General features: G+C 61.7%; 24 protein-coding genes and 1 riboswitch. Of the genes, 13 read left to right on the top strand and 11 right to left on the bottom strand.

Annotated elements, in window-relative coordinates; genetic code table 11:
* Positions 1 to 4 precede the first annotated feature (4 nt).
* The 4 genes from PSV38_RS00130 to PSV38_RS00145 are packed head-to-tail and all read left to right on the top strand — an operon-like array spanning position 5 to position 3,202.
* A complete protein-coding gene (locus tag PSV38_RS00130; RefSeq protein ID WP_300543435.1) occupies positions 5 to 1,018 on the top strand; it encodes a fatty acid desaturase in 1,014 nt (337 codons plus the stop codon).
* A gap of 17 nt (positions 1,019 to 1,035) precedes the next feature.
* On the top strand, positions 1,036 to 1,701 hold the full coding sequence (locus PSV38_RS00135) for an isochorismatase family cysteine hydrolase (protein ID WP_300543438.1): 666 nt from the start codon (positions 1,036 to 1,038) through the stop codon (positions 1,699 to 1,701).
* A complete protein-coding gene (locus PSV38_RS00140; protein ID WP_300543440.1) occupies positions 1,698 to 2,504 on the top strand; it encodes an N-acyl homoserine lactonase family protein in 807 nt (268 codons plus the stop codon). Before PSV38_RS00135 ends, PSV38_RS00140 begins: the two co-directional genes overlap by 4 nt.
* On the top strand, positions 2,501 to 3,202 hold the full coding sequence (locus PSV38_RS00145; RefSeq protein ID WP_300543443.1) for a hypothetical protein: 702 nt from the start codon (positions 2,501 to 2,503) through the stop codon (positions 3,200 to 3,202). Before PSV38_RS00140 ends, PSV38_RS00145 begins: the two co-directional genes overlap by 4 nt.
* 1 nt (position 3,203) lies before the next feature.
* Here the strand turns inward: PSV38_RS00145 and PSV38_RS00150 are convergent, their stop codons facing one another.
* Positions 3,204 to 3,362, bottom strand: a complete 159-nt coding sequence (locus PSV38_RS00150) for a hypothetical protein (RefSeq protein WP_300543445.1) — start codon at positions 3,360 to 3,362, stop codon at positions 3,204 to 3,206.
* A gap of 103 nt (positions 3,363 to 3,465) precedes the next feature.
* Entirely contained in the window at positions 3,466 to 4,797 is a 1,332-nt protein-coding gene (locus tag PSV38_RS00155) for a phenylacetate--CoA ligase family protein (RefSeq protein WP_300543447.1), read from the bottom strand.
* Positions 4,798 to 5,125: 328 nt separating this feature from the next.
* Between PSV38_RS00155 and PSV38_RS00160 the strand changes: the two genes are divergently transcribed.
* Positions 5,126 to 7,147 carry an NAD(+) synthase gene (locus PSV38_RS00160; RefSeq protein ID WP_300543450.1) on the top strand — a complete coding sequence of 674 codons (2,022 nt, stop codon included), beginning with the start codon at positions 5,126 to 5,128 and terminating at the stop codon, positions 7,145 to 7,147.
* A 26-nt stretch (positions 7,148 to 7,173) separates the two neighbouring features.
* Here the strand turns inward: PSV38_RS00160 and PSV38_RS00165 are convergent, their stop codons facing one another.
* The 4 genes from PSV38_RS00165 to ssb form a co-directional block, all read right to left on the bottom strand.
* Complete coding sequence (locus tag PSV38_RS00165) at positions 7,174 to 8,349, bottom strand: zinc-dependent alcohol dehydrogenase (protein WP_300543532.1); 1,176 nt, start codon at positions 8,347 to 8,349, stop codon at positions 7,174 to 7,176.
* Between the two features lie 77 nt (positions 8,350 to 8,426).
* Positions 8,427 to 9,035 carry an urea carboxylase-associated family protein gene (locus PSV38_RS00170; protein ID WP_300543452.1) on the bottom strand — a complete coding sequence of 203 codons (609 nt, stop codon included), beginning with the start codon at positions 9,033 to 9,035 and terminating at the stop codon, positions 8,427 to 8,429.
* A complete protein-coding gene (gene gntA / locus PSV38_RS00175) occupies positions 9,032 to 9,865 on the bottom strand; it encodes a guanitoxin biosynthesis heme-dependent pre-guanitoxin N-hydroxylase GntA (protein ID WP_300543454.1) in 834 nt (277 codons plus the stop codon). Before gntA ends, PSV38_RS00170 begins: the two co-directional genes overlap by 4 nt.
* Positions 9,866 to 10,011: 146 nt before the next feature.
* Positions 10,012 to 10,560, bottom strand: coding sequence for a single-stranded DNA-binding protein (gene ssb / locus PSV38_RS00180; protein ID WP_300543457.1), 549 nt, complete (start codon positions 10,558 to 10,560; stop codon positions 10,012 to 10,014).
* Between the two features lie 142 nt (positions 10,561 to 10,702).
* Between ssb and PSV38_RS00185 the strand changes: the two genes are divergently transcribed.
* The gene (locus tag PSV38_RS00185) at positions 10,703 to 11,467 is read left to right on the top strand and encodes a class II glutamine amidotransferase (RefSeq protein WP_300543459.1); all 765 of its coding nucleotides are present in this window, start codon (positions 10,703 to 10,705) and stop codon (positions 11,465 to 11,467) included.
* On the opposite strand, the gene PSV38_RS00190 is transcribed toward PSV38_RS00185, so the two are convergent.
* On the bottom strand, positions 11,448 to 12,938 hold the full coding sequence (locus PSV38_RS00190; RefSeq protein WP_300543534.1) for a CoA-acylating methylmalonate-semialdehyde dehydrogenase: 1,491 nt from the start codon (positions 12,936 to 12,938) through the stop codon (positions 11,448 to 11,450). The two genes, PSV38_RS00185 and PSV38_RS00190, sit on opposite strands and share 20 nt — an antisense overlap.
* 70 nt (positions 12,939 to 13,008) lie before the next feature.
* On the opposite strand from PSV38_RS00190, the gene recQ reads away from it, so the two are divergent.
* Entirely contained in the window at positions 13,009 to 14,940 is a 1,932-nt protein-coding gene (gene recQ / locus PSV38_RS00195) for a DNA helicase RecQ (protein ID WP_300543461.1), read from the top strand.
* Here the strand turns inward: recQ and PSV38_RS00200 are convergent.
* Positions 14,904 to 15,260, bottom strand: coding sequence for a DUF2834 domain-containing protein (locus PSV38_RS00200; RefSeq protein WP_300543464.1), 357 nt, complete (start codon positions 15,258 to 15,260; stop codon positions 14,904 to 14,906). The genes recQ and PSV38_RS00200 overlap by 37 nt on opposite strands.
* A 253-nt stretch (positions 15,261 to 15,513) precedes the next feature.
* Here PSV38_RS00200 and PSV38_RS00205 point away from each other — a divergent pair, with 253 nt between their 5' ends.
* From PSV38_RS00205 to PSV38_RS00215, 3 genes are all read left to right on the top strand, one after another.
* Positions 15,514 to 16,581: a porin gene (locus PSV38_RS00205; protein ID WP_300543466.1), complete on the top strand. Its 1,068-nt coding sequence runs from the start codon at positions 15,514 to 15,516 to the stop codon at positions 16,579 to 16,581.
* A 265-nt stretch (positions 16,582 to 16,846) separates the two neighbouring features.
* Positions 16,847 to 17,896, top strand: coding sequence for a porin (locus tag PSV38_RS00210; RefSeq protein ID WP_300543468.1), 1,050 nt, complete (start codon positions 16,847 to 16,849; stop codon positions 17,894 to 17,896).
* Between the two features lie 219 nt (positions 17,897 to 18,115).
* On the top strand, positions 18,116 to 19,186 hold the full coding sequence (locus PSV38_RS00215) for a porin (RefSeq protein WP_300543470.1): 1,071 nt from the start codon (positions 18,116 to 18,118) through the stop codon (positions 19,184 to 19,186).
* Between the two features lie 14 nt (positions 19,187 to 19,200).
* On the opposite strand, the gene metW is transcribed toward PSV38_RS00215, so the two are convergent.
* A complete protein-coding gene (gene metW / locus PSV38_RS00220; RefSeq protein ID WP_300543472.1) occupies positions 19,201 to 19,785 on the bottom strand; it encodes a methionine biosynthesis protein MetW in 585 nt (194 codons plus the stop codon).
* Positions 19,782 to 20,948: a homoserine O-acetyltransferase gene (locus PSV38_RS00225; RefSeq protein WP_300543475.1), complete on the bottom strand. Its 1,167-nt coding sequence runs from the start codon at positions 20,946 to 20,948 to the stop codon at positions 19,782 to 19,784. The genes metW and PSV38_RS00225 overlap by 4 nt, the downstream gene beginning before the upstream one ends.
* 49 nt (positions 20,949 to 20,997) lie before the next feature.
* Positions 20,998 to 21,072: riboswitch (SAM riboswitch) on the bottom strand.
* Positions 21,073 to 21,209: 137 nt separating this feature from the next.
* Between PSV38_RS00225 and PSV38_RS00230 the strand changes: the two genes are divergently transcribed.
* Positions 21,210 to 22,862, top strand: coding sequence for an FMN-binding glutamate synthase family protein (locus PSV38_RS00230; protein ID WP_300543477.1), 1,653 nt, complete (start codon positions 21,210 to 21,212; stop codon positions 22,860 to 22,862).
* Between the two features lie 7 nt (positions 22,863 to 22,869).
* Here the strand turns inward: PSV38_RS00230 and PSV38_RS00235 are convergent, their stop codons facing one another.
* Entirely contained in the window at positions 22,870 to 23,490 is a 621-nt protein-coding gene (locus tag PSV38_RS00235; protein ID WP_300543480.1) for a glutathione S-transferase N-terminal domain-containing protein, read from the bottom strand.
* Positions 23,491 to 23,603: 113 nt separating this feature from the next.
* Here PSV38_RS00235 and PSV38_RS00240 point away from each other — a divergent pair, with 113 nt between their 5' ends.
* On the top strand, positions 23,604 to 24,956 hold the full coding sequence (locus PSV38_RS00240) for a DUF898 family protein (RefSeq protein ID WP_300543482.1): 1,353 nt from the start codon (positions 23,604 to 23,606) through the stop codon (positions 24,954 to 24,956).
* Between the two features lie 39 nt (positions 24,957 to 24,995).
* Positions 24,996 to 26,363 (top strand): adenylosuccinate lyase, encoded by a 1,368-nt coding sequence (gene purB, locus PSV38_RS00245; protein ID WP_300543484.1) that lies wholly within the window; start codon positions 24,996 to 24,998, stop codon positions 26,361 to 26,363.
* The last annotated feature ends 11 nt before the right edge of the window (positions 26,364 to 26,374 follow it).

Below are 26,374 nucleotides of genomic sequence, written 5' to 3' on the forward strand. Positions count from 1 at the left end.
CCCCATGTTCAAGAGCTTTCGCTATGCCGATGGCGTGGCCCCCAATGTGGCGGCCCTCGCATTCACCTTGCTGGGCTACCCGCTCGGCGTGGCCATGCTGGTGGCGCCCCACTGGGCCGTCAACCTGCTGGGCGTGATGCTGGTGAGCTTGACGCTGGTCTGGTCGGCCTACTTCATCCACGAGTTCGCCCACCAGGCCATCTTCAAGACGCCCGAAGCCAATGAGCGATGGGGCACCGTGATGAGCTGGCTCAATGGCAGTTGCTATGCGGCCTTTGCCGACATGCGCCGCAAGCACATGCGCCACCACGTGGAGCGCGCCGATGTGATTACCTTTGACGCGCGCGGCTTCTTGCTCAAATCGCCCGCGTGGTTTCGCCACACCGTGCTGGCGCTGGAGTGGGCCTACTTCCCGGCGGTGGAATTTTTGATGCGCGGCTTCGTGGTGCTGCTGCCGTTCCGAGATGAACGCAAAAAGGCCATGCGCGCCCGCATCATCGGCGTCGCGGTGGTGCGCACGGTGGCCTTTGGCCTGCTGGCCTGGGTGTCGGTCAAGGCGGTGCTGCTGTACTTCCTGGCTTATCTGGTCTTCATCACCGTGCTGCGTTTCGCCGATTGCTTTCAGCACACCTACGACGCCTACCCGATCCTGGACGACCAGCCCATCCCGGCCGACAAGGTGCGCGACCGGGTCTACGAACAGGCCAACACCTACAGCAATGTGGTGGGCGTGCACAGCCCGGTGCTGAACATGCTGTGGCTGAACTTCGGCTTTCACAACGCGCACCACGAGAAGCCTATCCAACCCTGGCACCGCCTGCCCAAGCTGCACCGCGAGCTGTATGGCGACACGCACGCCCAGGTCGTGCCGGTGCGCCAGTTGCTGCGCAGTTTCCACATCAACCGCGTCAAGCGTGTGCTGGCCGTGGACTATGGCGAAGTGTTGGGGCCCGAGAACGCCGGTCGCGCCGATGGTTTCCTGGGCGCGGTGGGTGTCTCCTTCCTGACGGCGGTTTGACATGTTCAAGGAGCACCATGGCCCCGCGCTGTCCACTTGAAGCGACCGCGCTGATCGTCATCGACATGCAGCGCGACTTCTGCGCGCCTGGTGGCTATGCGGCGCAGGCAGGCCTGGACACGGCACGGCTGGCCCAGCCCATCGCGCACATCCAGGCCTTGTTGAAGGCGGCCCGTGCTGTCCGCCTGTTGGTGATTCACACCCGGGAAGGCCACCGCGTCGACCTGTCCGACTGCCCGCCCGAGAAGCTGCAGCGCAGCATCCGGGCTGGTGCGGCCATCGGGTCGAAAGGCCCCATGGGGCGCTTGCTCATCCGGGGTGAGCATGGCCATGATTTCATCGACCAACTGAGACCCGCCCTTGGCGAGGTCGTGATCGACAAGCCCGGCTATGGCGCTTTTCACCAGACCGACCTGGCGCAAGTGCTGGCCAACCGGGGCATCACGCACCTCATCGTGTGCGGCGTCACCACCGAGGTTTGCGTGCACTCCACCTTGCGCGAGGCCGTGGACCGGGGCCTGTCCTGCACCACCGTGGGCGATGCCTGTGCCGCCAGCGACCCCGCGCTGCAAGCCCCCGCCCTGGCCATGATCGGCGTGGAAGGCGGCCTCTTTGGCCAGGTGCAAGACACCCAGGCCGTGATCGCCAGACTGACGATGACGACGAAGGAATCCACCGCATGAGCCACGTCAAGAAGCTTTGGCCCTTGCTCACCGCCACGCACCGCTACGACAAGTCCATCTCCACCTTCAACCGTGGGCTGGGGCAAATGATCGACGCGCCCATCCTGGCCTACCTCATTGAAACAACGAATGGCCGCATCCTCTACGACGTGGGTTGCGACCACGCCAAGATCCATGACCCCGTGGCCCGGGCGCGTTACTACAATCCCAAACTCTTCGAGTTCGGCGCGCCCGAGATGCGCGATGAGCAGCGCATCCCGCACCACCTGGCTCGCCTCGGTTTGAGCCCCGCCGATGTCGACCTGATCTTCATCGGCCACCTGCACTTCGACCACGCAGGCGGACTCAAGGACCTGCGCCGCTGCGGGTGTGGCGCCGAGATCCATGTTCAGCACGATGAGTTGGAGGTGGCGCGCAGCGGTGCCGATGGCGTGGTCTTCGCCGACGATCTGCTGGATGATTCGGGCACGCCCATCCCCTTCACCACGCGGCAGGGCGAGTACACCCTGGTGCCTGGCGTGCAGGCCGTGTCCACACCCGGGCACACCGCAGGCCACATGTCGATGCTGATCGAGATGCCGAAAGGGCCCCCCATCTTGCTGGCCGGTGACGCGGCCGACCTGCAAGAAAATCTGGATGATGAGGTGGCCCCCGGCACCTTGTGGCAAGGCCGCGAACAGCAGGCCATCGACAGTATCCGCAAGCTCAAGGCTTTGGCACGTGACACCGGTGCCTGGATCTGGCCCAACCACGATCTGCCGTTCTACTGCGCCTTGCCGGCCTTTCCCGGCGCCTGCGAATGAGCCACCCGCCCGTGCCAGCACGCTACCGTGGCGTCTGGTCACGCACCTTGCTGGAGACTCCCACGCACCGTGACGACACCAGCCTGGTGCTGTGGATGCAGACCGAGCTGTGGCATGCCGACCTGCGCATCCCGCTGGCCGCCCGAGCTGGCCGCATCAAGGCGCCAGTGTCTGCCATGAGCCGAGAGCAACAGCAGGCCCTGGCCTTGCAAAGCGGCTTTTGTGGCATCACGCAAGTGGAACGGCGCTCAGCGCATGAGGATGACCTTTGCGCCTGGCACCGCCACGTGGACTACCAGCCGCCAGGCCTTTCGCCCGACGCTGGCTGGATGCTCTTCGAGTCTACCGACCGGCTCATCGAAACCGGTTTGCATGGTGTGTACCGCGAGGTCTGGGAGCGCCTGCCGGATTCCACCGGCCCGTGCACGTTCCGCGAGCAGACCGATGCGCAAAACCCTGCGCGGGTCACCCGGATCCTGACCGCAGGGCGCTACATCATGCAGGTGTGCCCCCGCGCCGTCGCCTGGCCTGCCGACACCGCGCCGGGCGACACCTTGAGCGAGGTCTTGGCCCGGCACCCCGCGCAGGCTTCAAGCCTGCTGGACTTCGAGGTCTCCTTCGGCAAGCTCAATGAAGGGGAAGGTCTGCGCTGGACCATCCATCATTCCACCCTCCCGGAATTGGAATCACCCAGCTGATTCAACGCAGGAAGGCGTACCAGTAGGCGGTGTAGATGCAGTCCATGAAGCCATCGCAGGGGGCGTCGTGGCGCCCCATGGAAAAAGCGCTGGTGGACAGCAAGGCGCCGGTGATGAGGACCACGGCTTGAAGCTTGATGGAGCGGAAGTGCTTGTTCATGGAATTTCCAATGACAGTTGATGAGTGAGGATTTCATCCTGCCTGGTCCATTTTTCGCGGCCATCCCTAGTCTGCGTTGTGCGCACTTCATCCTAGGGATGGCTCAGGATCGGCGAGCGGGCTTCGCGCCACCATCACAGAGCGTGATGACGCGCTTAACCTTGCCATTTCGTCCCCGGGTGCTTGGTTGCCCGGCATGGCAGCAGATTTGCATGTGGTGCACACCTTGGTCTTTCAAATAGCTTTGCAAGGCATGTCGGGCCCGAAGCAGTGCGTCATTGGCCCACTCTCCGTCCAGCTCCGTGTTGAGTTCCAACTCATTGGGTGCTGTTTGTATCAACTGGAAATCAGACAACTCCGCAATGGACTCGATCACCGTGCTCAAGGCCAGCGCAGAGACATTGGATTCTCCAGATTTCATTTCCCCCAGGCGCAAGAGATCGCCACTGCGGCCCTGCACGCTGATCACTGGCAGCTTGGAGCCACACGAACATGGCACTGGATCGATGGCGATGCAATCACCCAGGTCGTATCGAATGATCGGCTGAATGTGATTGGCCAGGTTGGTCAGCAGGGTGGTGCTTCCCACTTGGCCGGGCGGCACGGGCTGATGCTGGTCGTCCACCGGTTCAAGAATGGCCCAATCGCTGTTGAGGTGGAGCTTCTGGTGGCGGCACTCGGAGGCCAAGGACATGAACTCCGAGGCGCCATAGCTGTTGATGACCTCGCAGCTGAAGGCTTGGGAAATCATCGCACGCATGGCCTTGGTCAAGGTTTCTCCGCCCGTCCATATCTCTTGGGGCTTGATGTCCAGTTTTTCGCTTGCACGTGCCTCGGCCAACAAGATCGCCACGCTCGGATAAGTGGCGATCACCCGAGGCTGGATCGCCTCCAACTCGGCCGCCAGCTTCGACATGGGCTGCAAAAATGAAACGCTGTGCAGTGTTCGTTCCAAGATCGGACTCAAACGCCGAAGACGTTCAACCGACACGATGCTTGCGAAGTGGCCGTTGGTCGCCCCCACGAAAGCCATGCGCTCACCCAGTCCCCAAGGATCAAACAGGCGCAGGAGCGGGTTAGGAATGCGCCGACGCACGGCCTCCAGCGTGTCATAAGTGGTCATGGCTGCCGCGTCTTGAACAAAGATGCCAGGGGCGCCGCTGCTGCCCGAACTCTCCCAGACGAAGAGCTGGTCTCGAAAGGGTTGACCAATGAGGTCCGGCTGCGCGAGGAACTGGTGAAGCTCCGCCAGTTCGAGGCTGGGGTCGCACACCCAATCTTTGAAGTTGTCCATCAAATGCGCCTTGCCCACGACAGGCATGTCTTCAAGACGCAAGGACGATGGCTCACGCGACCCGATGATGCGGCTGTACAGCGGCGAGTGGCGAGCTGCGGCGAACAGTGCCGTCAGCCGATGCCTTTGCAAACGAGCCATCAGACCAAGCCCCATGATGTGCTGATCGCCTCGTCCAACCCCTTCCAGGAAGTAGGGCTCGCATCAAAGGGAACAAGGATGCGTTGAGTCATGAAAGCCTCGCTGGTTCGACCGACACATGCTGAGCATATGAAGCTTCCCGAAGTGACTGCTTGACCTTGGTCAAGCCTGGGGCTGCCTGACGGCACCGGCATCAATGCTGCACAGCAGCGCCCAGGATCACAAATTGCTGCGAGCATGGCGTTCCACTACCATTCCGAGACGTCGTCATGTCCGCGATCACGCTTCAATTGTAGAAACCAGGATCACACCCAACTTAAGGCTCGGCATGAACCGCAAAGCTGACTTCTTTGACCTGTACACCCACGGCTTCGCGCGGGTGGCGGTCGCGGTGCCCGCGATTCGGGTGGCCGACCCCGCGTGGAACGCCGAACAAACCGTCAAGCTGATGGCGAGCGCCGCTCAGACCGGGGCCGCCTTGGTGGTCTTCCCTGAGCTGGGACTGGCGGGCTACACCTGCGATGACTTGTTCCACCAGCATGCCCTGCTTGACGCGTGCGAAGCGGCCCTGGCCCACGTGGTCGAGGCCTCGCGCGAGCTGGCGCTCGTGGCCGTGGTGGGCCTGCCGCTGAGGGTCGAGCACCGCCTGTTCAACTGCGCTGCCGTGGTCCAGCGCGGAAAAGTGCTGGGCGTGGTGCCCAAAACCTACCTGCCCAACTACGCGGAGTTTTACGAAGCACGTCAGTTCAACTCTGGCGCCTCGGCTTTGTGTAGCGACCTCTCCTTGGGGGGTGCCTCGGTGCCCTTTGGCAGCGAGCTTCTGTTTCAATGCCAGGACTTGCCCCAACTCACCTTCCATGTCGAGATTTGCGAAGACGTGTGGGTGCCCATTCCGCCCTCGTCTTTCGCTGCATTGGCGGGCGCCACGGTGCTTGTGAACCTGTCGGCGTCGAACATCACGGTGGGCAAATCCGATTACCGGCACCGCCTGGTGAGTTCCCAGTCAGCCCGCTGTCTGGCCGCCTATTTATACGCTTCAGCCGGTGCAGGAGAATCCACCACCGACCTGGCTTGGGACGGCCAAGCCTTGATTTTCGAGAACGGCGAACTGCTGGCCGAATCCGAACGTTTTCTGGCCGAATCGCATTTCATCACCGCCGATGTTGATCTGGAAAAGCTTGGCCACGAACGGATGCGGCAGACCAGCTTTGGGCAGTCCGCGGCGCTGCACCGTGAGCAACTGCTGAAGTTTCGAACGGTGACCTTTGGCTTGCAGCTGGAGAAGGAGCGCAGGCCCTTGCAGCGCCCCATTGAGCGCTTTCCCTACGTGCCTGCCGATCCCAGGCGGCGTGACGAACGCTGCCAAGAGGTCTACAACATTCAAGTGCAAGCCTTGATGCAGCGCTTGTCGGTGGCGGGCCAGGGCAAGCTGGTGATTGGGGTGTCGGGCGGCCTGGATTCAACCCATGCCTTGCTGGTCTGCGCCAAGGCGCTGGATCGGCTGGGCCGACCACGCTCCGACATCCTGGGGGTGACCATGCCGGGCTTTGCCACCAGCACCCGCACCCTTGATCAAGCCTTGCGCTTGATGAGCGCCGTGGGTTGCAGCGTGATGCAGATCGACATCAGGCCCAGTTGCGAACAGATGCTCAAGGACATCGGGCACCCCCACACCGCAGAGAACGCGCAGTACGACGTGACCTTTGAGAACATCCAGGCCGGCGATCGCACCAGCCACCTTTTCAGGCTGGCGAACCTGCACCAGGGGATTGTGGTGGGCACGGGCGACCTGAGTGAACTGGCGCTGGGCTGGTGCACCTATGGCGTGGGCGACCACATGTCGCATTACAACGTGAATGCCAGCGTGCCCAAGACACTCATCAAGCACCTGGTGCGGTGGGTGGCCGACACCCAACAGGTGGGTGAGCAGGGCAGTGAAGTCCTGCATGCGATTGTCGACACAGAGATCAGCCCGGAACTGGTGCCAGGCCAGGTGGGCGACCAACCAGGACAAAGCACCGAGAGCGTGGTCGGGCCCTACGAGTTGCAAGACTTCCACCTCTTCCAACTGGTGAGGTATGGCTTCACGCCCTCAAAAATCGCCTTCCTGGCGTACAGCGCCTGGCTGGGGCACGACAAGTACGAGCTGGCCGACATCAAGCGATACCTGCGCATTTTCTTGCAGCGATTCTTCCCCAGCCAGTTCAAACGCTCTTGCGTGCCCAACTCACCCAAGGTGGGCTCGGGTGGCTCGCTCTCGCCTCGGGGCGACTGGCGCGCGCCCAGCGACGCCCAGTCGACCACTTGGCTGGCCGAACTGGAAAACGTGCCTGACGATGACGCCCCTTAAGCCAGAACGTCAAGGCTCCATGGAGGTCAAACTGGACCCGCTGGGGTGAGCACCACTTTCCGGCAGTCTTCCTGCCGCTTCTCAAAGATCTCGTAGCCACGAGCCGCTTCAGTCAGTGGCAAATGATGAGTGATGATGACTTCGGGGTGCAGCTTGCCCTCAAGGATGTATGCCAGCAATTCAGGCATGAAACGCTGGGCATGGGTCTGCCCTGTTGCAAAGCTCAAGCCCTTTTCGAAAGCATCGCCAAACAGAAAGCCGTGTATGAAGCCAGCGTAGACCCCGGGTACGCTGATCACGCCACCGCGTCGCGTGGCCGCGATGGCCTGGCGCAGCACCTTGCCGCTTGAGCCCTCGAGTTTGAGTTCCGTCAGCGCGGTCTCGAGCATGCTGCCTTTCGCTTCGAAACCCACGGCATCAATGGATGCGTCGACGCCGCGGAAGTCGGTTTGCCCGAGGATGAACTCGGCCGGGTCCTCGACTTGATCGAAGTTGATGGGCACCACGCCATAGGTGGCCTGCGCGAAGTCGAGTCGATAAGGATGGTGGTCGATCATGAAGATTTGCTCGGCGCCCAGCAGTCGTGCGGAGGCGGCCGCCATGAGCCCGACTGGGCCAGCGCCAAAGATGGCGACGCTTGAACCAGGCCCGACTTTTCCATTCACGACAGCCTGGTAGCCCGTGGGCAAGATGTCGGACAAGAAAAGGACCTGTTCATCTTTCAGACCGTGCGGGATGACCAATGGGCCCACATTGGCCTTGGGCACGCGCACATACTCAGCCTGGCCGCCGGAGTAGCCACCGTACAGATGCGAGTAGCCGAACAAGCCTGCACCGGAGCGCACGCCTTTTTTGTTCAGGATCGTTCCACGCCCTGGGTTGGTGTTTTCGCAAGCGGCAAAGAGCGTCCGATTGCAGAAAAAACACTCACCGCATGAGATGGTGAAAGGCACCACCACGCGATCCCCCTTCTTGAGATGCGTGACGCCCGCGCCCACTTCCTCCACGATCCCCATGAACTCGTGGCCCAGGATGTCGCCCGACTCCATTTGCGGAATTTTGCCCCGGTAAATGTGCAGGTCAGAGCCACAAATGGCGGTCGCGGTGACGCGCAAGATGATGTCCTGCTGATCCTGAATGATGGGATCGGGAACAGTTTCAACACGAACATCCTTCGCGGAATGGTAGGTAAGCGCTTTCATTGGACTCTCCGGCTGGTTGAATACCGGCCGATGGAGCAAATGCGATACCCAACATGGGCCACGACAGGGCGCCGGGTTCAAGCATCGCGGATTGAATACTCGATGGGCTTGAAGCTGCCGTTGTTAGAGCCTTCTGCCGAACACGCCGTCAAGCCGCAAATCATGTCCATCTCGGCCCTCAGGTCCACGTGGTCGCCTGGCTTTGACAAGGGCGGATCCACCGTCAATCGGCCGCCTTCATGAACATTGACATTCATGAAGACATTGAACGTGGTCGAGATGAGGTGCCCCTGAATGCCATGAGGAGCAAGCGCCATCCGCAAGTTTTCAAAACAGCTGGGGTGGTGCCCAACATGCTTGTAAAGAATCTCGAACATCTCTTGGCTGCAAGGCGTCAACAGGAAGTCGTGCTTGCCGACCGTGTCCTCCAGGATCGTGAACATGACCTGGCTGTCATTGGCATAAAGGAGGTCGCCCTTGGTGAGGTAAATCTTGCTGGCGTAGTCCAAGCTGCGCCCGGAAGAAAGGGTGCAACGGTGATCGTGTTGGTTCACCGAAAATAGATCGGCAACCTGTTCCCCCAAGGGGTCGGTGATCCTCAGGATCTGTCCTTTCTTGATCCGAAATGAGTTGCCGGTTTGGGGCGCAATGCGCGTGTGTGAGCAGTGGTGAGGCAAGTGGTTCATGGTTGTTGCGGCTGAGCGTGAAATGGGCATTTCCAACCACCAGAGATGGCTCGGCCGGAATACTGCCTCGACTCTGCCTCATGGCCAAAATTGGCCAGCACCGGATTGATCGAACCCTGGTAGGCCATGTCGCGTTGCCGGATGGCCTTCTGCAGCTTGTCGTACCGGCCCGTGGCCCGAAGCTGTTCAAACTGCGCATGCGGATTGAAGACGATGCAAGGCGAGGGCGCCTGCCGCGCGAGCCGAGAAGCCAAGGGATGCATGCCCACGACAAAAAAGGCCTGCCCGCCGATGCTGAATGAAAAATCGGGATCTTCTGGGTCTTTGCTGACCGATGCATCCCAAGGGAAATACCGGGCATCGACCCCATGCATCAATTGCAGTTGATGCCAGAGAAGGGTCTCAAACTCCACCTCTGCAGGGGTGGCAGGCTGCTGGAACGTGGCGATGAAGGTGCTGAACTCGGTGTCTTCGCCTTGCATCTCATGAGAGAACTCATACAGGTCATGGCAGATGGCCAGCGCCGCATCCGCCGTTCCCAGCGTGCCATACACACCAAGCCGGTAGGTCTTGCGATTGATGGCTGAACGCGCCACCACGCATGGAAACCCGTCATCCAGCACCTTTGATTTCAGTTGCTGGTGAATTCGGATTTCTTCATGGTCGCAGCCCCGGTGTGGGTCCAGCACCGGCGCCAGCTGGCCATCGACTTCCGCCAGGTAGCTGCTCAACCGGGAAGCTTGACCATCGTCGTGGAGCGGGTTCCACGGGCGCAACTGGGCGGCCCAAGAAGGGGCATCGGATCGTTGTGGGCTTGTACGCTGGGACATGACGGGCGCATGGAAGTTCGGATGGAGATCCTTTGGCAATCGCCATACCCAAATTCCAAGTCACTGCAGTCACAACGTCAATAAAAAAGGCCTCTGCTCGCAGAGAGCAGAGGCCTTTGAATCACAACCTTGCGCCAACGCGGAAGTTAAAACGGAATATCGTCATCCATGTCATCAAACCCCGTCGACGACTTTTGCGGTGCAGGCCGCGATGCAGCCGGGGCCGGACGCGATGCAGCAGGACGGCTTGGAGGCGCGGCCGAGGAGGGTTCCTGACCAAAGTCATCGCCGCCACCTTGCTGGCCGCCACTGGCCTGGCCACCGCCATAACCGCCACCACTGCGGCCACCACCGCCACCATCACGCCCGCCCAGCAATTGCATCTGGTCGGCCACGATTTCGGTCGTGTAGGTGTCTTTGCCGTCTTTGTCGGCCCACTTGCGGGTCTTCAGGCGGCCTTCCACGTACACGGGGCTGCCTTTTTTCAGGTATTCACCGGCTATTTCGGCCAGGCGGTCGTAAAACACCACGCGGTGCCATTCGGTTTCTTCAACCTTGTCGCCGCTGGTCTTGTCTTTCCAGTTGCGCGTGGTGGCAACCGACACATTGCACATGGCCGCGCCGCTCGGGGCGTAGCGCACTTCTGGGTCGCGGCCCAGATTGCCGATGATGATGACTTTGTTGATGGAGGCCATGGCCTGATTCCTGACTCGGTGGATTCAATTCGAAGAAAAACTCCAGCGATTATGCCCAAGGGGCCCGCCCGAGCCCAGCCCCTCCGTCGGGGGCGCCCATTTTGGTGTGGCGTAGCATTCGCCCACCAGGAGAGCCTCATCTATGTGCCAATTGCTGGGCATGAACTGCAACACCCCCACCGACATCGTTTTCAGTTTTACCGGATTTGCCACCCGTGCCCACGAGCACTGCGATGGTTTCGGCATCGCCTTCTTCGAAGGCCGGGGCGTGCGCTTGTTTGTCGACCACGCCGCCGCCAGCGTTTCGCCGGTGGCCCAACTGGTCAAGCAATACCCCATCAAAAGCCAGAACGTGATCGCGCACATCCGCAAGGCCACGCAAGGCCGGGTCGCGCTGGAAAACTGCCACCCCTTTGTGCGCGAGCTGTGGGGCCGCTACTGGGTGTTCGCCCACAACGGCGACCTGAAAGGCTTTGCGCCCAAGCTGCACGCCGCCTTCAAGCCCGTGGGCGACACCGACAGCGAACAAGCTTTTTGTTGGCTGCTGCAAGAACTGGCCAAGCACCACGCCAGCCTGCCCACCACCGCTGCCCTGACCGACACCCTGCGCGAGTTGGTGCCGCACATCGCCCAGCACGGCACCTTCAACTTCATGCTCAGCCAGGGCGATGCCTTGTGGGCGCATTGCTCCACCAACCTGCACTACCTGGTGCGCCAAGCTCCGTTTGGCATGGCCCGTCTGCAGGATCAGGACATGAGCCTGAATTTTGAAGAGCTGACCAACCAGAACGACCGCGTGGCCGTCATCGCCACCGAGCCGCTCACCTCCGATGAGGTATGGACGCGCTTCCAGCCCGGTGAACTCAAGGCCTTCGTGGCCGGGAAGGTCAGCGCGCCGTCGGCATGATGAAGTCGTTGCCCTTGCTGATGCTCTCGGGCCAGCGCTGCATGATGGATTTCTGCCGGGTGTAAAAACGCACCCCTTCTTCGCCATAGGCGTGCATGTCGCCAAACAGGCTGCGCTTCCAGCCGCCAAAGCCATGCCAAGCCATGGGCACCGGGATCGGCACATTGATGCCCACCATGCCCACCTGCACACGCCGCGCAAACTCACGTGCGGTGTGGCCATCGCTGGTGAAGCAGGCCACGCCATTGCCGAACTCGTGCCCGTTGACCAAGGCCAGTGCCTGGTCCAGGTCGGCCACGCGCACGCAGGCCAGTACCGGGCCAAACACTTCTTCCTTGTACAAGCGCGACTCGGGGCTGACGTGGTCGAACAAGGTGCCCCCCAGCCAGAATCCGCCCTCCAGCCCGGGCACCGAAATGCCCCGCCCATCCACCAGCAATTGCGCGCCTTGCTGGATGCCATCGGCAATGCAGCCGCTGATGCGCTCCAGCGCAGCGCGGGTCACGATGGGCCCCATCTCGGCCTCGTCCAGCGTGCCATTGTTGACCTTCAAGCTGCGGGTGCGCTCAATCAGCTTGGGCATGATCTTGTCGCCCACATCTCCCACCAGCACCGCCACCGAGATCGCCATGCAGCGCTCGCCCGCCGAGCCATAGGCCGCGCCCACCAGGGCATCGACGGCCTTGTCCAGGTCCGCGTCCGGCATGATCACCATGTGGTTCTTGGCCCCGCCCAAGGCCTGCACGCGCTTGCCGAAATGGCTGCCCCGCTCGTGGATGGACTGCGCCACGGGTGTCGATCCCACAAAGCTCAGCGCCTTCACATCCTGGTGCTCGATCAAGGCATCCACCGCCGCCTTGTCGCCCTGCACCACGTTGAAGACGCCATCGGGCAGGCCCGCCTGCTTCAGCAACTTTGCCATCAGCAGCGAAGGCGATGGATCGGTCGGGCTGGGCTTGAGCACGAAGGTGTTGCCGCAGGCGATCGCCACCGGGAACATCCAGCACGGCACCATCACCGGAAAATTGAAAGGCGTGATGCCCGCGACCACGCCCAACGGCTGGCGCATCGTCCAGTTGTCGATGCCGGTGGACGCCTGCTCGCTGTAGTCGCCCTTGAGCAATTGCGGGATGCCGCAAGCGAACTCGACGATGTCGATGCCCCGCGTGACCTCGCCCTGCGCATCGCTGAAGACCTTGCCGTGCTCTTGCGTGATCAGGGCGGCCAGCTCGTCCTTGTGCTGGTTCAGCAGGCCCCAGAACTTGAACAGGATCCTCGCGCGCTGGATGGGCGGCGTGTCAGCCCAGGTGGGGAAGGCGGCTTGCGCGGCTGCCACCGCCAGGGCCACGTCGGCGGTGTTGGCCAGCGCGACCTGTGCGCTCACCGCGCCAGTGGCCGGGTTGTAAACGGGGTTGAGGCGATCTGCGGCGGCCACCGGCACGCTTTGCCCATGGATGAAATGGCCCACCATGGCCGTACTGCTGGTTTGAGAAGGCACGAGGTTCTCCAAATTGGGGTTGGTGCCCGAATGATCGCGCACAATGCGGGTCGATCCCATTTTTGGCCCCCGTTTGCCCCTGCCCCTGCCCGTGTCTGCCCCAGCCCTGAATCCCCAGGCCTCCGCCACCTCGGCCGAGGCCATCCTCCAAGAAGTGTTCGGCTACGGCGCTTTCCGGGGCCAGCAAAAAGCCATCGTGGACCACACCCTGGGTGGCGGTGATTCTTTGGTGCTCATGCCCACAGGCGGCGGCAAAAGCCTTTGCTACCAGGTGCCCGCCATTGCCCGGCACCGCGAAGGCAAGGGCGTCACCATCGTGGTCTCGCCCCTCATTGCCTTGATGCACGACCAGGTCGGCGCGCTGGAAGAAGTCGGCGTGCACGCTGCTTTCCTGAACAGCAGCCACAGCCAGGAAGATGCCCAGCGCATCGAGCGCGAAATGATGTCCGGCCGCCTGGTCATGCTCTACGCCGCGCCTGAGCGCATCACCAACCTGCGCTTTCAGGCGCAACTGGCCAGCCTGCATGAACGCGGTCTGCTCAGCCTGTTCGCCATCGACGAAGCCCATTGCGTCAGCCAGTGGGGCCACGATTTCCGCGAAGACTACCTGCAGCTCAGCATGCTGCACGAGCGCTTCCCAGACGTGCCGCGCCTGGCCCTGACCGCCACCGCCGACGACCACACCCGCGCCGACATGATCGAGCGCTTGAAGCTGCAAGACGCCCGCGTCTTCATCAGCAGCTTCGACCGCCCCAACATCCGCTACGCCCTGGTCGAGAAGACCAACCCGCGCGACCAGTTGCTGCGCTTCATCCGCGATGAGCACGATGGCGACGCGGGCGTCGTCTACTGCCAGTCGCGCAAGAAGGTCGAGGAAACCGCCGAGTGGTTGGCAGGGCAGGGCGTCAACGCCTTGCCCTACCACGCGGGGCTTGATTCAGGCCTGCGCCGCCGCAATCAAGACCGCTTCCTGCGCGAAGACGGCATCGTCATGGTGGCCACCATCGCCTTCGGCATGGGCATCGACAAGCCCGACGTGCGCTTCGTGGCCCACCTCGATTTGCCCAAGAACATCGAAGGCTATTACCAGGAGACCGGCCGTGCTGGCCGCGATGGCCAAGATGCCGACGCCTGGCTGACCTACGGCCTGGCCGACGTGGTCAACCAGCGCCGCATGATCGATGAAAGCCCGGCCAGCGACGATTTCAAGCGCATCCAGCGCGGCAAGCTCGATGCCTTGTTGGCCCTGGCCGAAGCCCATGATTGCCGCCGCGTGCGCCTGCTGTCCTACTTTGGCGAAGACAGCCAGCCCTGCGGCAACTGCGACAACTGCCTCAAGCCGCCCATCACCTGGGATGCCACCGAGGCTTGCCGCAAGATGCTCAGTGGCATCTACCGCTTCTGGCAGCATGGGCAGCAACGATTTGGCGCTGGCCACCTGATCGACGTGCTGCGCGGCAAACGCACCGACAAGGTCGAGCAGCACGGCCACCAAACCTTGAGCACCTTTGGCATTGGCGCCGACCTGAGCGAGAACCAATGGCGTGCCGTGCTGCGCCAGTTGGTGGCCATGGGGCACGTTGTCGCTGAAGGCGATTTCAACACCCTGGTGCTGGCCGACAGCGCCCGCGCGGTGTTGAAGGGCGAGGTGCAGCTCATCCTGCGCGAAGCCGCCGACGCGCCCAAGCGGGCCAAAACCTCGCGCACTTCATCTTCAAGTGGCAAAGCCGCTGCCGGAGCCCCCAAGGACCTGGTCGGCGAGGCCCTGATCCGCTTCCAGTCGCTCAGAGCCTGGCGCAGCGAGGTGGCGCGCGAGCACAACCTGCCCGCCTACATCGTCTTCAACGATGCCACCTTGGCCGAAATGGCCCGCATCGCGCCCCAAACCTTGGGCGAATTGAGCGGCATCAGCGGCGTGGGGGCCAAGAAGCTGGAGGCCTACGGGGCCGAAATCCTGTCCGTGCTAGCGGCCTGATCGCCTTCCTGCCTCATCCGCAGTAGCAGGTACACCGCGAAGCCGGTGGCCACCCCGGGGACGATGCCCAGCAGCACGGCCACCCAGCCATGCCGGATGCCCTTGGCTCGCGCCTCGTGAACCACCCACACGGTGAGTACGCACCAGCAGGAAATGGTGTCCATGGCATAGCCTGCCGCGTAAGGGTTCACGAAGCCCGCGGCGAACGCCCCCAGCACGTCCCGGCTTTCAAGCAAGGGCGGGATCACCACCAGGGTAAAAGCCGCTGTGAACAAGGCGGCGATGAGGATCAGCAGGGCGCGAAACCAAGAAGCTTGCATAGGGGTTCCTTGAAGGCCAGTGAGAATGGGTTTGTCCGATTTGGTGCGGAACAGTGTCCGGCTTGCACCAATATGTTGCGTTTTTGAAACGAATTCAGCCGTTCGCATCCCCCCCGATGGGTGAATTTGGCGCGTTTATTCGGGAATACGCGTGCCGAGACGTAAGAATCGGTGCTGACGACTCTGCAAGTCGCAAGTTGAATGCACATGTTTGGTGCATTTAGGCAAAATTCATTCAATGTTTGGAGATTTCATGTTCGCTAAGAAAAATGTTGTGGCCGCTGCTGCCCTGACCCTGTTGGCTGTTGCTGCCCACGCTCAAGTGACCGTGTACGGTAACCTGGACGTTTCCGTTGGCCGCAAGCAAGAGCTGAACAAAAGCGTTGTCTCCGGTGACAAGTACGCCAAGGACTCCCGCACCGCAGTTGACTCCAATGACATGACCGACAGCTTCATTGGCTTCAAGGGCCAAGAAGACTTGGGCGGCGGCTTGAAGGCAGTGTTCAAGCTGGAAAGCCAACTGGCTCTGGACTCAGGCGCTACCGAAGCTTCGACCTTCTGGAACCGCAATGCCTATGTTGGTCTGGCTGGTGATTTCGGTGCCTTGAACCTGGGTCAATTCGAGAATTTGTTCAAGCTTGAAGGCGGCGCCTTCAATCCCTTCGGCAATTCGCGCACCTTTTCGGCCACCGATCGCAACACGATCGCTGGAACGGATAGCTGGTCCAATGGCATCGGTTATGTGTCGCCTAACCTGGGTGGCTTGACCCTGTCGGCGCAATACAGCGCGCGTGAGCAGGCCACTGCCACACCCGCTCTGTACTCGGCTGGCGCCTACGCTGTGAGCGCTAACTTTGTGGCTGGTCCCTTGGCTCTGTCGGCCGTTTATGGCGACGTTCGCAACCCCAATGTGACAACTGGCACTATCGGCAGCGCTGCCAAGGCCCGCTCTGCGCTGCTCGGCGCGAGCTATGACTTCGGCGTGGTGAAGCTGTTTGGCCAATACAGCCAAGACAAGTTCACCGTCAAGTCCTTGTCTGGTGAAAGCAAGGGCAAGTTCTACCAAATCGGTGCCGCCATTCCTGTCACGACCGATGGCTCGGTGCTGGTTTCCTATGGCGATCGCAAGGACACCACCGATGGCCTGGAAGGCGCTGACAAGATCCGTTCCCTCAGCTTGGGCTACACGCACAATCTGTCCAAGCGCACCAATGTGTACGGCGCTTTGATCAACGAGCGCACCACCGACGGTTTGGCTCAAGCGCCTGATCTGAAGGGCACGACCAACAGCTTCGCCGTTGGCGTCCGTCACGCGTTCTAAGCAGAATCGTTACAAAAGTCAGACCAGAGTTTCAAGCGCCCTTCGGGGCGCTTTTTTACGCCCTGAATGTCCGAATAAGTTGCATTAATACAGCTAAATGTTGCTGACAAGCAACGAAAACACCTGTTTTAACGTGCTGCAGCCTGTCACGCTTCTTGCTTGCAATGCTGTCGGATGACTTTCAGTCCCACAATGCAACGCATGGGTTAACCCGCTTGATGGGTTCCCAAACAGTCCCTTTTTCACACATTGCTAGGAGAAATTGATGTTTGCAAAGAAGAACTTGGTGGCCGCTGCCGCCCTGATGGCTTTGGTTGGCGCTGCTCAAGCTGACGTGAAGGTTTACGGTTCGTTGGACCTCTCGGTCGGTTCCTTTGAGGCCGCTCACCCCCAAGGCGCATCTGATCGCACGACCGAAGTGTCGAGTGGCAACATGATGACCAGTTTCCTCGGTTTCTCAGGTTCTGAAGACTTGGGTGGTGGTTTGAAGGCTGAATTCGCCATTGAGTCCTTCCTTGCTCCAGACACCGGTTCGACCACCACAGTGGCTAACAAGGCGGGTGGTTTCTGGAGCCGTGGTTCTTTCGTGGCTTTGACCGGTGGTTTCGGTAAGGTGGCCCTGGGCCAATACGACAATCCCTTGTTCACCTCGGGTTACACGTACAACCCGTTCGGCAGCTCGATGGCCTTTTCGCCAACGATGCGTCACTTCTACTACAACCAAAGCGCCATTGCTCAATCAGTGGGTGGTACCAGCTTTGACACGGGTTTCGTGAATTCGATCACCTATGAAACGCCGAACATGGGTGGTTTCTCGGCGACGGCTCAGTTTTCGCCCAAGGAAAGCACTTCTGCCTCTAACCCGGCTGGTGGCAACAGCTACGCCGTGTCGGCAACCTATGCAGCTGGTCCTTTCGCTGCATCGTTGACCTACGTTAAGTCGGGCATCGCTGTGGCCTATGACGCCGATGAGAAGGTCATTGGTTTTGGCACCAGCTATGACTTTGGCGTGCTGAAGGCCTTCGGTCAATACACCCAGATCAAGCAAGAATCCGGCATTGCCAACAAGGATCGCATCTATCAAGTGGGCGTTTCGGTGCCTGTGACGGAAAAGGGTTCGATCTTGGCTTCTTTCGGCAAGCAACAGAACAAGCTTGAAGCTGGTGGCGCCAAAGAAAACGACACCATCGTGTCGGTTGGTTACGACCACTTCCTGTCGAAGCGCACTGACGTGTACGCTGTGTTCTCCAACAACCAGCACACGGCTTTGAAGTCGGGTCAAACCTTCGCCTTCGGCATCAAGCACGCTTTCTAATCAAGCCTTCCTGACTTGATCTGAAGCCAAAAGCGCCCTTCGGGGCGCTTTTTTAATTTGGGCATTTTTGGTGCTCAACTGCACTCATCTGATGCCAAGCGCGGCTTTCTGGTGAGTTTTTTTGTTTCTGGGGTGGTTATTTCGGGCATGGAATCTGCGAAATCAAAGGGCCGCGCGTTGGATGCGGCACTTCCTTGGGTCCATTTTTTCGGAGTATTCATGGCCTTTGCACAAAAAATCACCCCCGCGCTCTTCCTGTCCCTGGGCGCTTGCTTTGGTGCGCAAGCGCAAAGCAGCGTGACGATGTACGGCTTGTTCGACATCTCATTCGGTTCCTTTCAGAACTCGTACAGCGGCAGCACCGCCAATCCTCGCACCACTCAAGTGGCGTCCAATCCCATGACGACCAGCTACTTTGGCTTCAAAGGCACGGAAGACCTGGGCGACGGCCTGAAGGCGTTGTTCACGCTGGAAAGTTTTTTCCGTGGTGACATTGGGGCCTCGGGTCGCAGCGGCTCCGATGTGTTCTGGGCGCGCAACGCCAATGTGGCCCTGGCGGGGGGCTTCGGCAAGGTCGCCTTGGGTCGCATGGATAACTTGTTGTTCCTCCAGGCTTTGACGTTCAACCCGCTGGGTGGTGCCTTCGGCTTCTCGCCGACGATCCGGTTGACTTACGGTGCGTTTGGCAACGACAAGGGCGATTCCGGTTGGAGCAATGCGGTGTCTTACACCACCCCGACCATGGGGGGCTTCACCGGCGCGGCACAGTGGCAGGCCGGAGAGACTTCGGCGACGACCGGCGAAAGCAACAGCGCGGGTTTGAGCGGCACCTATGTGCTGGGCGCGTTCTCGATCGGTGCAGGCTACCAGGTGGTCAAGTCGGCGGAATTGCCCAAAGGCAATCTGGCCTCGGGGCAAAAGCAAACCTTGGCTTTGCTGGGCGCCAGCTACGACTTCGGCGTGGTGAAGTTGTTCGGCCAATACGGCCAGTTCAAGAACAAGGGCTTCTCGGCCAACGCTGACAAGATCGACACCAAGCTCTACCAAGTGGGCGCTTCGGTGCCCGTCACCACCTCGGGCAAGGTGCTGTTGTCTTATGGCGAAAGCAAGGAGTCGGCGGTGGAGGGTGGCACCACGCCCGATGTGGACCACGCCATCTTCACGCTGGCGTATGACCACTTCCTGTCCAAGCGCACTGACGTTTACGCCGCGTACATGCTGGATGACGAAGACCAGGCGGGCTGGAAGAAGGGCAACACCTTTGCCGTGGGCATCCGCCACCGCTTCTGAGCTTCAGCTCCAACTCAAGCGCGGTCGAATTTGAAGACCGCCGTGCTGGCCCGCAGGTTGGGCCAGCTTTTGACCACCCGGCCGTCGGTCAGGCCGAAGGATTCGATGATGCGCAGGCCACTCTTGCGGGCCAGCACCTCGAAGTCGGCAAAGGTGGCCACCCGGATGTTCGGGGTGTCGTACCACTGGTAGGGCAGTGACTTGGTCACTGGCATGCGCCCGCGCAGCACGCTCAGGCGGTGCGGCCAGTGTGCGAAGTTGGGGAAGGCGACGATGCCTTGCCGCCCAACCCGCGCGGTTTCGCTCAGCATGGCTTCGGTGTTGCGCAGATTTTGCAGCGTGTCGAGTTGCAGCACCACGTCAAAGCTGTTGTCGTCGAACAGGCTCAGGCCTTCTTCCAGGTTGCGCTGGATGACGTTGACGCCGCGCTGCACGCATTCGTGCACCTTGGTGTCGTCCAGTTCGATGCCGTAGCCGGTGCATTGGCGGCTATCACGCAGGTGGGCCAGCAGGGCGCCGTTGCCGCAGCCCAGGTCGAGCACGCGCGAGCCAGGGGGCACCAGTTGCGCAATCACGTCGTGGATGGTTCGATCGCTCATTGGGGGCTGCCGATCTCGCGGTGGATGCGGTCAAAGTAAGCCCAGAGCACGTTGTGGTACCGGGCGTCGTCCAGCAGGAAGGCGTCGTGGCCGTGGGGGGCGTCGATCTCGGCGTAGCTCACGTCGTGGCGGTTGTCGACCAGGGCCTTGACGATCTCGCGTGAGCGGGCCGGGGCAAAGCGCCAGTCGGTGGTGAAGCTGATGACCAGGAATTTGGCCACGGCCTGGGACAGGGCGGCGGCCAGGTCGCCGCCAAAGGCGCGGGCCGGGTCAAAGTAATCCAGGGCGCGGGTGATCAGCAGGTAGGTGTTGGCGTCGAAGTAGTCGCTGAACTTGTCGCCTTGGTAGCGCAGGTAGCTTTCAACCTGGAACTCGATCTCTTGCGTGCTGTAGCGGGGCTCTTCGCCAAGCTCTCGGCCCACCAGGCTGCGGCCAAACTTCTCGTCCATCACGTCGTCGGACAAATAGGTGATGTGGCCGATCATGCGGGCCACGCGTAGGCCGCGCCGGGGCACCACGCCGTGCTCGTAAAAGTGACCACCATGGAAATCGGGATCAGTGATGATGGCGCGGCGGGCCACTTCGTTGAAGGCGATGTTTTGCGCCGACAGGTTGGGCGCGGTGGCCACGGCGATGCAGTGGCGCACGCGTTGCGGGTATTGCAGCGTCCAGCTCATGGCCTGCATGCCGCCCAGGCTGCCGCCCAGCACGGCAGCCAATTGCGTGATGCCCAGGCGGTCCAGCACGCGGGCTTGCGCGTCGACCCAGTCTTCCACCGTCACCACGGGGAAGTCGGCGCCGTAGACGCGGCCCGTGTCGGGGTTGAGGTGCGTGGGCCCGGTCGAGCCAAAGCACGATCCGGGGTTGTTGACGCAGATGACGAAGAACTTGTGGGTGTCCAGCGGCTTGCCGGGCCCAATCAGGTTGTCCCACCAGCCCTGGCTTTTGGGGATGGGCTTGCCGTGCTCGTCGGCGTGCAAGCCGGCCACGTGGTGTGAGGCATTGAGGGCGTGGCACACCAGCACCGCGTTGCTGCGGTCGGCGTTGAGCTGCCCATAGGTCTCGACCATGAGGGTGTAGTCGCGCAAGACGGCGCCGCTGCGCAAGGGCAGGGGGGCGTCGAAGTGCATGGAAACAGGGGTCACAACCCCGAGGGAAGACATGGCGCTACGTGAATCGTTCAATAAAAAACCGGCCGCGCGTTGAAGCAGGGGCCGGGTTCCAGCGCCCTCTTTAGCGGTATTTCTTGAGCGCCCGCAAGCCGGACAAATCGGCGCTTTGGCGCACAGTGTAGCGCCAAACGGCCAGGGTGGCAGGGGCTGCAAATGGTGTGATCAGGCTGCTGTTCGTGGTGCTGATGATGCAACTGGCGGCCCACTCCTTCTTTACCATGGTGAAAAGTCCGCCTGGACGAGGAGCTTGCAATGCCCGTGTGGTTAATCCGTTTGAACAAGCATGTGCCCATCCGCTACGGCGTTTGGGTGATGTCGGCCTTGCTGGCCTTGGCCGGCGGCCTGTGGTGGTTGGAGAGCCGACAGGGCGCCTGGATGGTGGTGCTGGGTTTGCTGCTGGTGCTGCTGGGTTTCAAGGATGTGCGGCAGAGCAAGCGCTCGGTGCTGCGCAACTACCCGGTCATGGGCCACATGCGCTACCTGCTGGAGTTCATCCGCCCCGAGATCCGGCAGTACTTCATCGAGAGCGACAGCGAGGCGGCGCCGTTTTCGCGCCAGCAGCGTTCACTGGTGTACCAACGGGCCAAGGGCGAACAGGACAAGCGGCCCTTTGGCACGCAAAAGGACGTGGGGGCCACCGGTTATGAATGGTTGAGCCATTCGCTCGCGCCCAGCCACATTGCTTCACAGGATTTCCGGATCACGATTGGGCAGGGTGGGTCGTCCTGCACACAGCCTTACCAGGCCAGCGTGTTCAACATCTCGGCGATGAGCTTTGGGGCCTTGAGCGCCAACGCCATCCTGGCCTTGAACGCCGGGGCGCGCAAAGGCAATTTCGCGCACGATACGGGCGAGGGCTCCATCAGCCAATACCACCGCGAGGCGGGCGGCGACCTGATCTGGGAGATCGGATCCGGCTACTTTGGCTGTCGCACGGACGACGGTCACTTTGACGCCGACAAGTTCGCCGCCAGCGCGCGTGATCCGCAGGTCAAGCTGATCGAGTTGAAGCTGAGCCAGGGCGCCAAACCAGGGCACGGTGGCGTGTTGCCGGGCCCCAAGGTGACGCCTGAGATCGCGGCCGCGCGGGGCGTGACCATCGGCGTGGACTGCGTGTCGCCGGCCAGCCACAGCGAGTTCTCTACGCCGATCGAGATGATGCAGTTCATCGAGCGTTTGAGGCAGTTGTCAGGTGGCAAGCCCGTGGGCTTCAAGTTCTGCATCGGGCACCCCTGGGAGTGGTTTGCCTTGGCCAAGGCCATGCGCGAAACCGGCATCTGGCCCGATTTCATCGTGGTGGATGGTGCCGAGGGCGGCACGGGCGCCGCGCCCCTGGAGTTCACCGACCACGTGGGTGCGCCTTTGCAAGAAGGCCTTTTGCTGGTTCACAACACCTTGGTGGGCATGGGCGAGCGGCACCGCGTCAAGATTGGTTGCGCGGGCAAGGTCATCAGCGCTTTTGACATCGCCCGCATGATGGCGCTGGGGGCGGATTGGTGCAATTCGGCGCGGGGCTTCATGTTCGCGCTGGGCTGCATCCAGGCGCAAAGCTGCCACACCGGCGAATGCCCCACGGGCGTGACCACGCAAGATCCTTTGCGCCAGCGCGCGCTGGTGGTGGCTGACAAGGCCGAGCGGGTGTACTACCTGCACATGAACACTTTGTATGCACTGAAGGAGCTGGTGCAGGCTGCTGGTTTGCAGCACCCCAACGACATCACCGCCGACCACATCGTGCGCCGGGTGTCGAACTCGGAGGTGAGGCGCCTGGCCAATCTGCTGGCGTTTGCCAAGCCGGGCGAACTGCTGGCCGCCGAGCGCGGCGAAGCGCCCTGGCCTCAGCCGGTGTTTGAAGACTACTGGCGCCAGGCCAGGGCCGACTCGTTCAACAAGTCGGTGGCCTGAGCGCGAATCAGGCCTTGGGTGGGGCGGTGTCGACGAAGCTGGGACGCTGCGAGAGCTTGTCGAACAGCTTGCCCAGGTTGGGGTAGTCATTGCGCCAGTCGATCTGCGGGAAGCGGAAATCCACATAGCCCAGGGCGCAGCCCGCCGAGATGTCGGCCAGGCTGTGGTGGTTGCCAGTGCACCAGGGGCGGTCGCCCAGGCCTTGGCTCATGGCCTTGAGGGCGCCGTGCACCTTGGCCATCTGGCGGTCGATCCAGGCTTGCGAGCGTTGCGCTTCAGTGCGGCCGGGCCAGGTTTGTTCCAGCCGAGCCAGGATGGCGGCATCCATCAGGCCATCGGCCAGGGCTTCCCAGGTGCGCACTTCCACGCGCTCGCGCCCGCTCAGGGGGATCAGCTTGCCCACGGGTGACAGGGTGTCTACATATTCCACGATGACGCGCGAGTCGAACACCGCTTCGCCGCCTTCCATCACGAGGCACGGCACCTTGCCCAAGGGGTTGGAGTCGGAAATGCTGGTGCCTTCCGCCCACACATCCTCCACGTCGAATTTGTAGTCGAGTTTTTTCTCGGCCAGCACGATGCGCACCTTGCGGACAAACGGGCTAGTCAGTGAACCGATCAGTTTCATTCTGTGTCGTGATGTGTGAATGACGGTGATTTTAACGAAGCCTGGAGACTCGCCCAACCAGAGGGAGATCACCAAGGGTGGATTTGTATAAGACTGTTACATTTGCGGCGGAAATGAACAACCCCGCTGTACGTTCATCTGTGCGCATGGTCCGCCTGGCCGACCTTGAGCCCCTTCATGTGGCGTCTGCATCACAGGCGGCGCCGTCTCTGACGAGCAGTGCACCTTTCAGTGTGGCTTGGCCGCCTCCGATCGGCTCTGATGCGGCCGAGGACCTGATGTCCGAGATGCGGGCCGCGTATGTGGGCGCCATGGCCTCCGCGCCCAGGGCCGCTGCGGTGCCGCCCGCTGAGGTGCCCCGCTTGCCGCGCGGCAACGTGGTCAAGCTGCCGGTGGTGTTGAACGTCAGGGCGTCTGACTATGCCCGCATCTGGATCGTCAACGTACTTTTGACTTTGTTGACATTGGGCCTGTACCTGCCTTGGGCGCGCGTCAGGTCGCAACGGTACTTTCTGAGGCGCACGCTGGTGGCTGGCCATGTGCTGGATTACCACGCACCGCCCGCCAGGCATTTGCCTCGTTATGGTTTGGTGCTCGCCTTGGTGGCTGGCGTGGTGGGCGCTTGCATGGGGTCGCCGTTGGCGGGCTTGCTGGCATTTTCCATGGCCCTGGCGGTCACCCCCTTGGCCGTGCACACCAGCCTGACTCAACGCATGGCCCACACCAGTTGGGCCGGGCGCCGCTTGAACTTCAAGGGGCAGTTCACGGCAGTCTATGGCGCCTTGCTGATGCCCTTGATGGGCGTGTTGATCGCAGCTTGGTTGACGCTGGCGGGCGCCACCTTTCATCACCCGCTGTGGTGGGTGGCCCTGGGGTTTGTCATCGCGCTGTGGCTATTGGGGGTGCCGCTTTTCTGGTGGGCTTACTTCCATTACCGGCAGGGGAATCTCGAACTGGGGCCTTTGCGTCTGTGGTGGCAGGTTTCGCCTGTGGCCATGGTCATGCTGTGGGTCCGCACGGCGGCCTGGTCAGTGCTGGTGTCCAGCTTGGTGATGGGTTTGGGTGCCATTGGCCTGGGCGCGCTGCTGTGGTGGCGCGGCCCGGCCAATGGCCCGTGGTTGCTGAGCACGGGGGCTTTTTCATTGGCCGCGGTGTTGGCGGCGGTGGTGCCCTATGTGCAAGCCCGCTTGCAGAACCTGGTGTGGAACAAGACCGGCAACCGGGCATTGCGGTTTCGCAGCCTTTTGTCGGTGAAGGGCTATGTGCTGCTGCAGCTGCGGCATGCCTTGCTGCTGGTGCTGACCTTGGGTTTTTATTGGCCCTGGGCGGTGGTGGCTTCCAGGCGCATGCGCACCGAGGCCCTGACGGTGTGGGCGAGGGTGGACACCGAGGTGCTGAAGGCGCATTGGACGCCGTTTGCGCAGGGCCAGGCTGGGGCGGCGCCCAAACGTCGCGCAAACGCCTAAAATCACGGGTTCTCCTGGTGCCCACTTGCAAAAAAATCCATGAACCTTTCTGCCCTCACAGCCCTGTCGCCCCTGGATGGCCGCTACGCCCCCAAAGTGGCCGCCCTGCGCCCCCTGCTGTCTGAATTCGGCCTGATGCACCGCCGCGTGCAGGTCGAGATTGAATGGTTCATCGCCCTGTCAGACGCCGGCCTGCCTGAGCTCAAGCCCATGACCGAGGCGGCGCGTGGCTACCTGCGCGGTCTGGCGGTGCGGTTTTCGGAGTCTGACGCCCAGGCCATCAAGGACATTGAAAAAACCACCAACCACGATGTGAAAGCCGTGGAGTACTGGATCAAGTCGCGCTTTGCCGGTCACCCCGAGTTGGAGAGCGCCAGCGAGTTCGTGCACTTCGCCTGCACCAGCGAAGACATCAACAACACCAGCCACGGCCTGATGCTGAAGTCCGCGCGCGAACTCGTGCTGCTGCCCACCATCGATGGCCTGATCGACACGCTGCGCAAATTGTCGGTGAGCCTGGCGGGCACGCCCATGCTGAGCCGCACCCATGGCCAGACCGCCTCGCCCACCACGGTCGGCAAGGAAGTGGCCAATGTGGTGGCCCGTTTGGTGAATGCCCGTGAGCGCATCGCCAGCGTCAAGCTGCTGGCCAAGATGAACGGCGCCGTGGGCAACTACAACGCCCACTTGTCGGCCTACCCCGAGATCGATTGGGAGGGCTTCAGCCAGAAGGTGATCGAGGGCCCCTTGGGCTTGACCTTCAACCCCTACACGATCCAGATCGAGCCGCACGACTACATGGCCGAGCTGTTTGACGCGGTCACGCGCACCAACACGATCCTGATCGACTGGTCACGCGATGTGTGGGGCTACATCAGCCTGGGTTACTTCAAGCAGCGGACCAAGGAAGGCGAGATTGGCTCGTCGACCATGCCGCACAAGGTCAACCCGATTGATTTTGAGAACGCCGAAGGCAACCTGGGCCTGGCCAATGCCATGCTGACCCACCTGAGCCAGAAGCTGCCCATCAGCCGCTGGCAGCGCGACCTGACCGACAGCACCGTGCTGCGCAACATGGGCGTGGCCCTGGGCTATGCCGTGCTGGCGTATGACAGCCTGGCACGCGGCCTCGGCAAGCTGGAAGTGAACCCGCAAGCCTTGGCCGATGACCTGGACAGCGCCTGGGAAGTGCTGGCCGAGCCCATCCAGACGGTGATGCGCCGCTATGCCTTGCCCAACCCCTATGAGCGCCTGAAAGAGCTGACGCGCGGCAAGACCATCACGCGCGAAGCCATCCAGCAGTTCGTGCAAACGCTGGAGATTCCTGATGCCGACAAACAGCGCCTGCTGGACATGACGCCGGGCAATTACATTGGCAAGGCTGTTGAATTGGCCAAGCGCGTTTGAGTGGCTTGTTC

It is taken from the genome of Aquabacterium sp., assembly GCF_029946005.1.
Taxonomy (GTDB): domain Bacteria; phylum Pseudomonadota; class Gammaproteobacteria; order Burkholderiales; family Burkholderiaceae_C; genus Aquabacterium.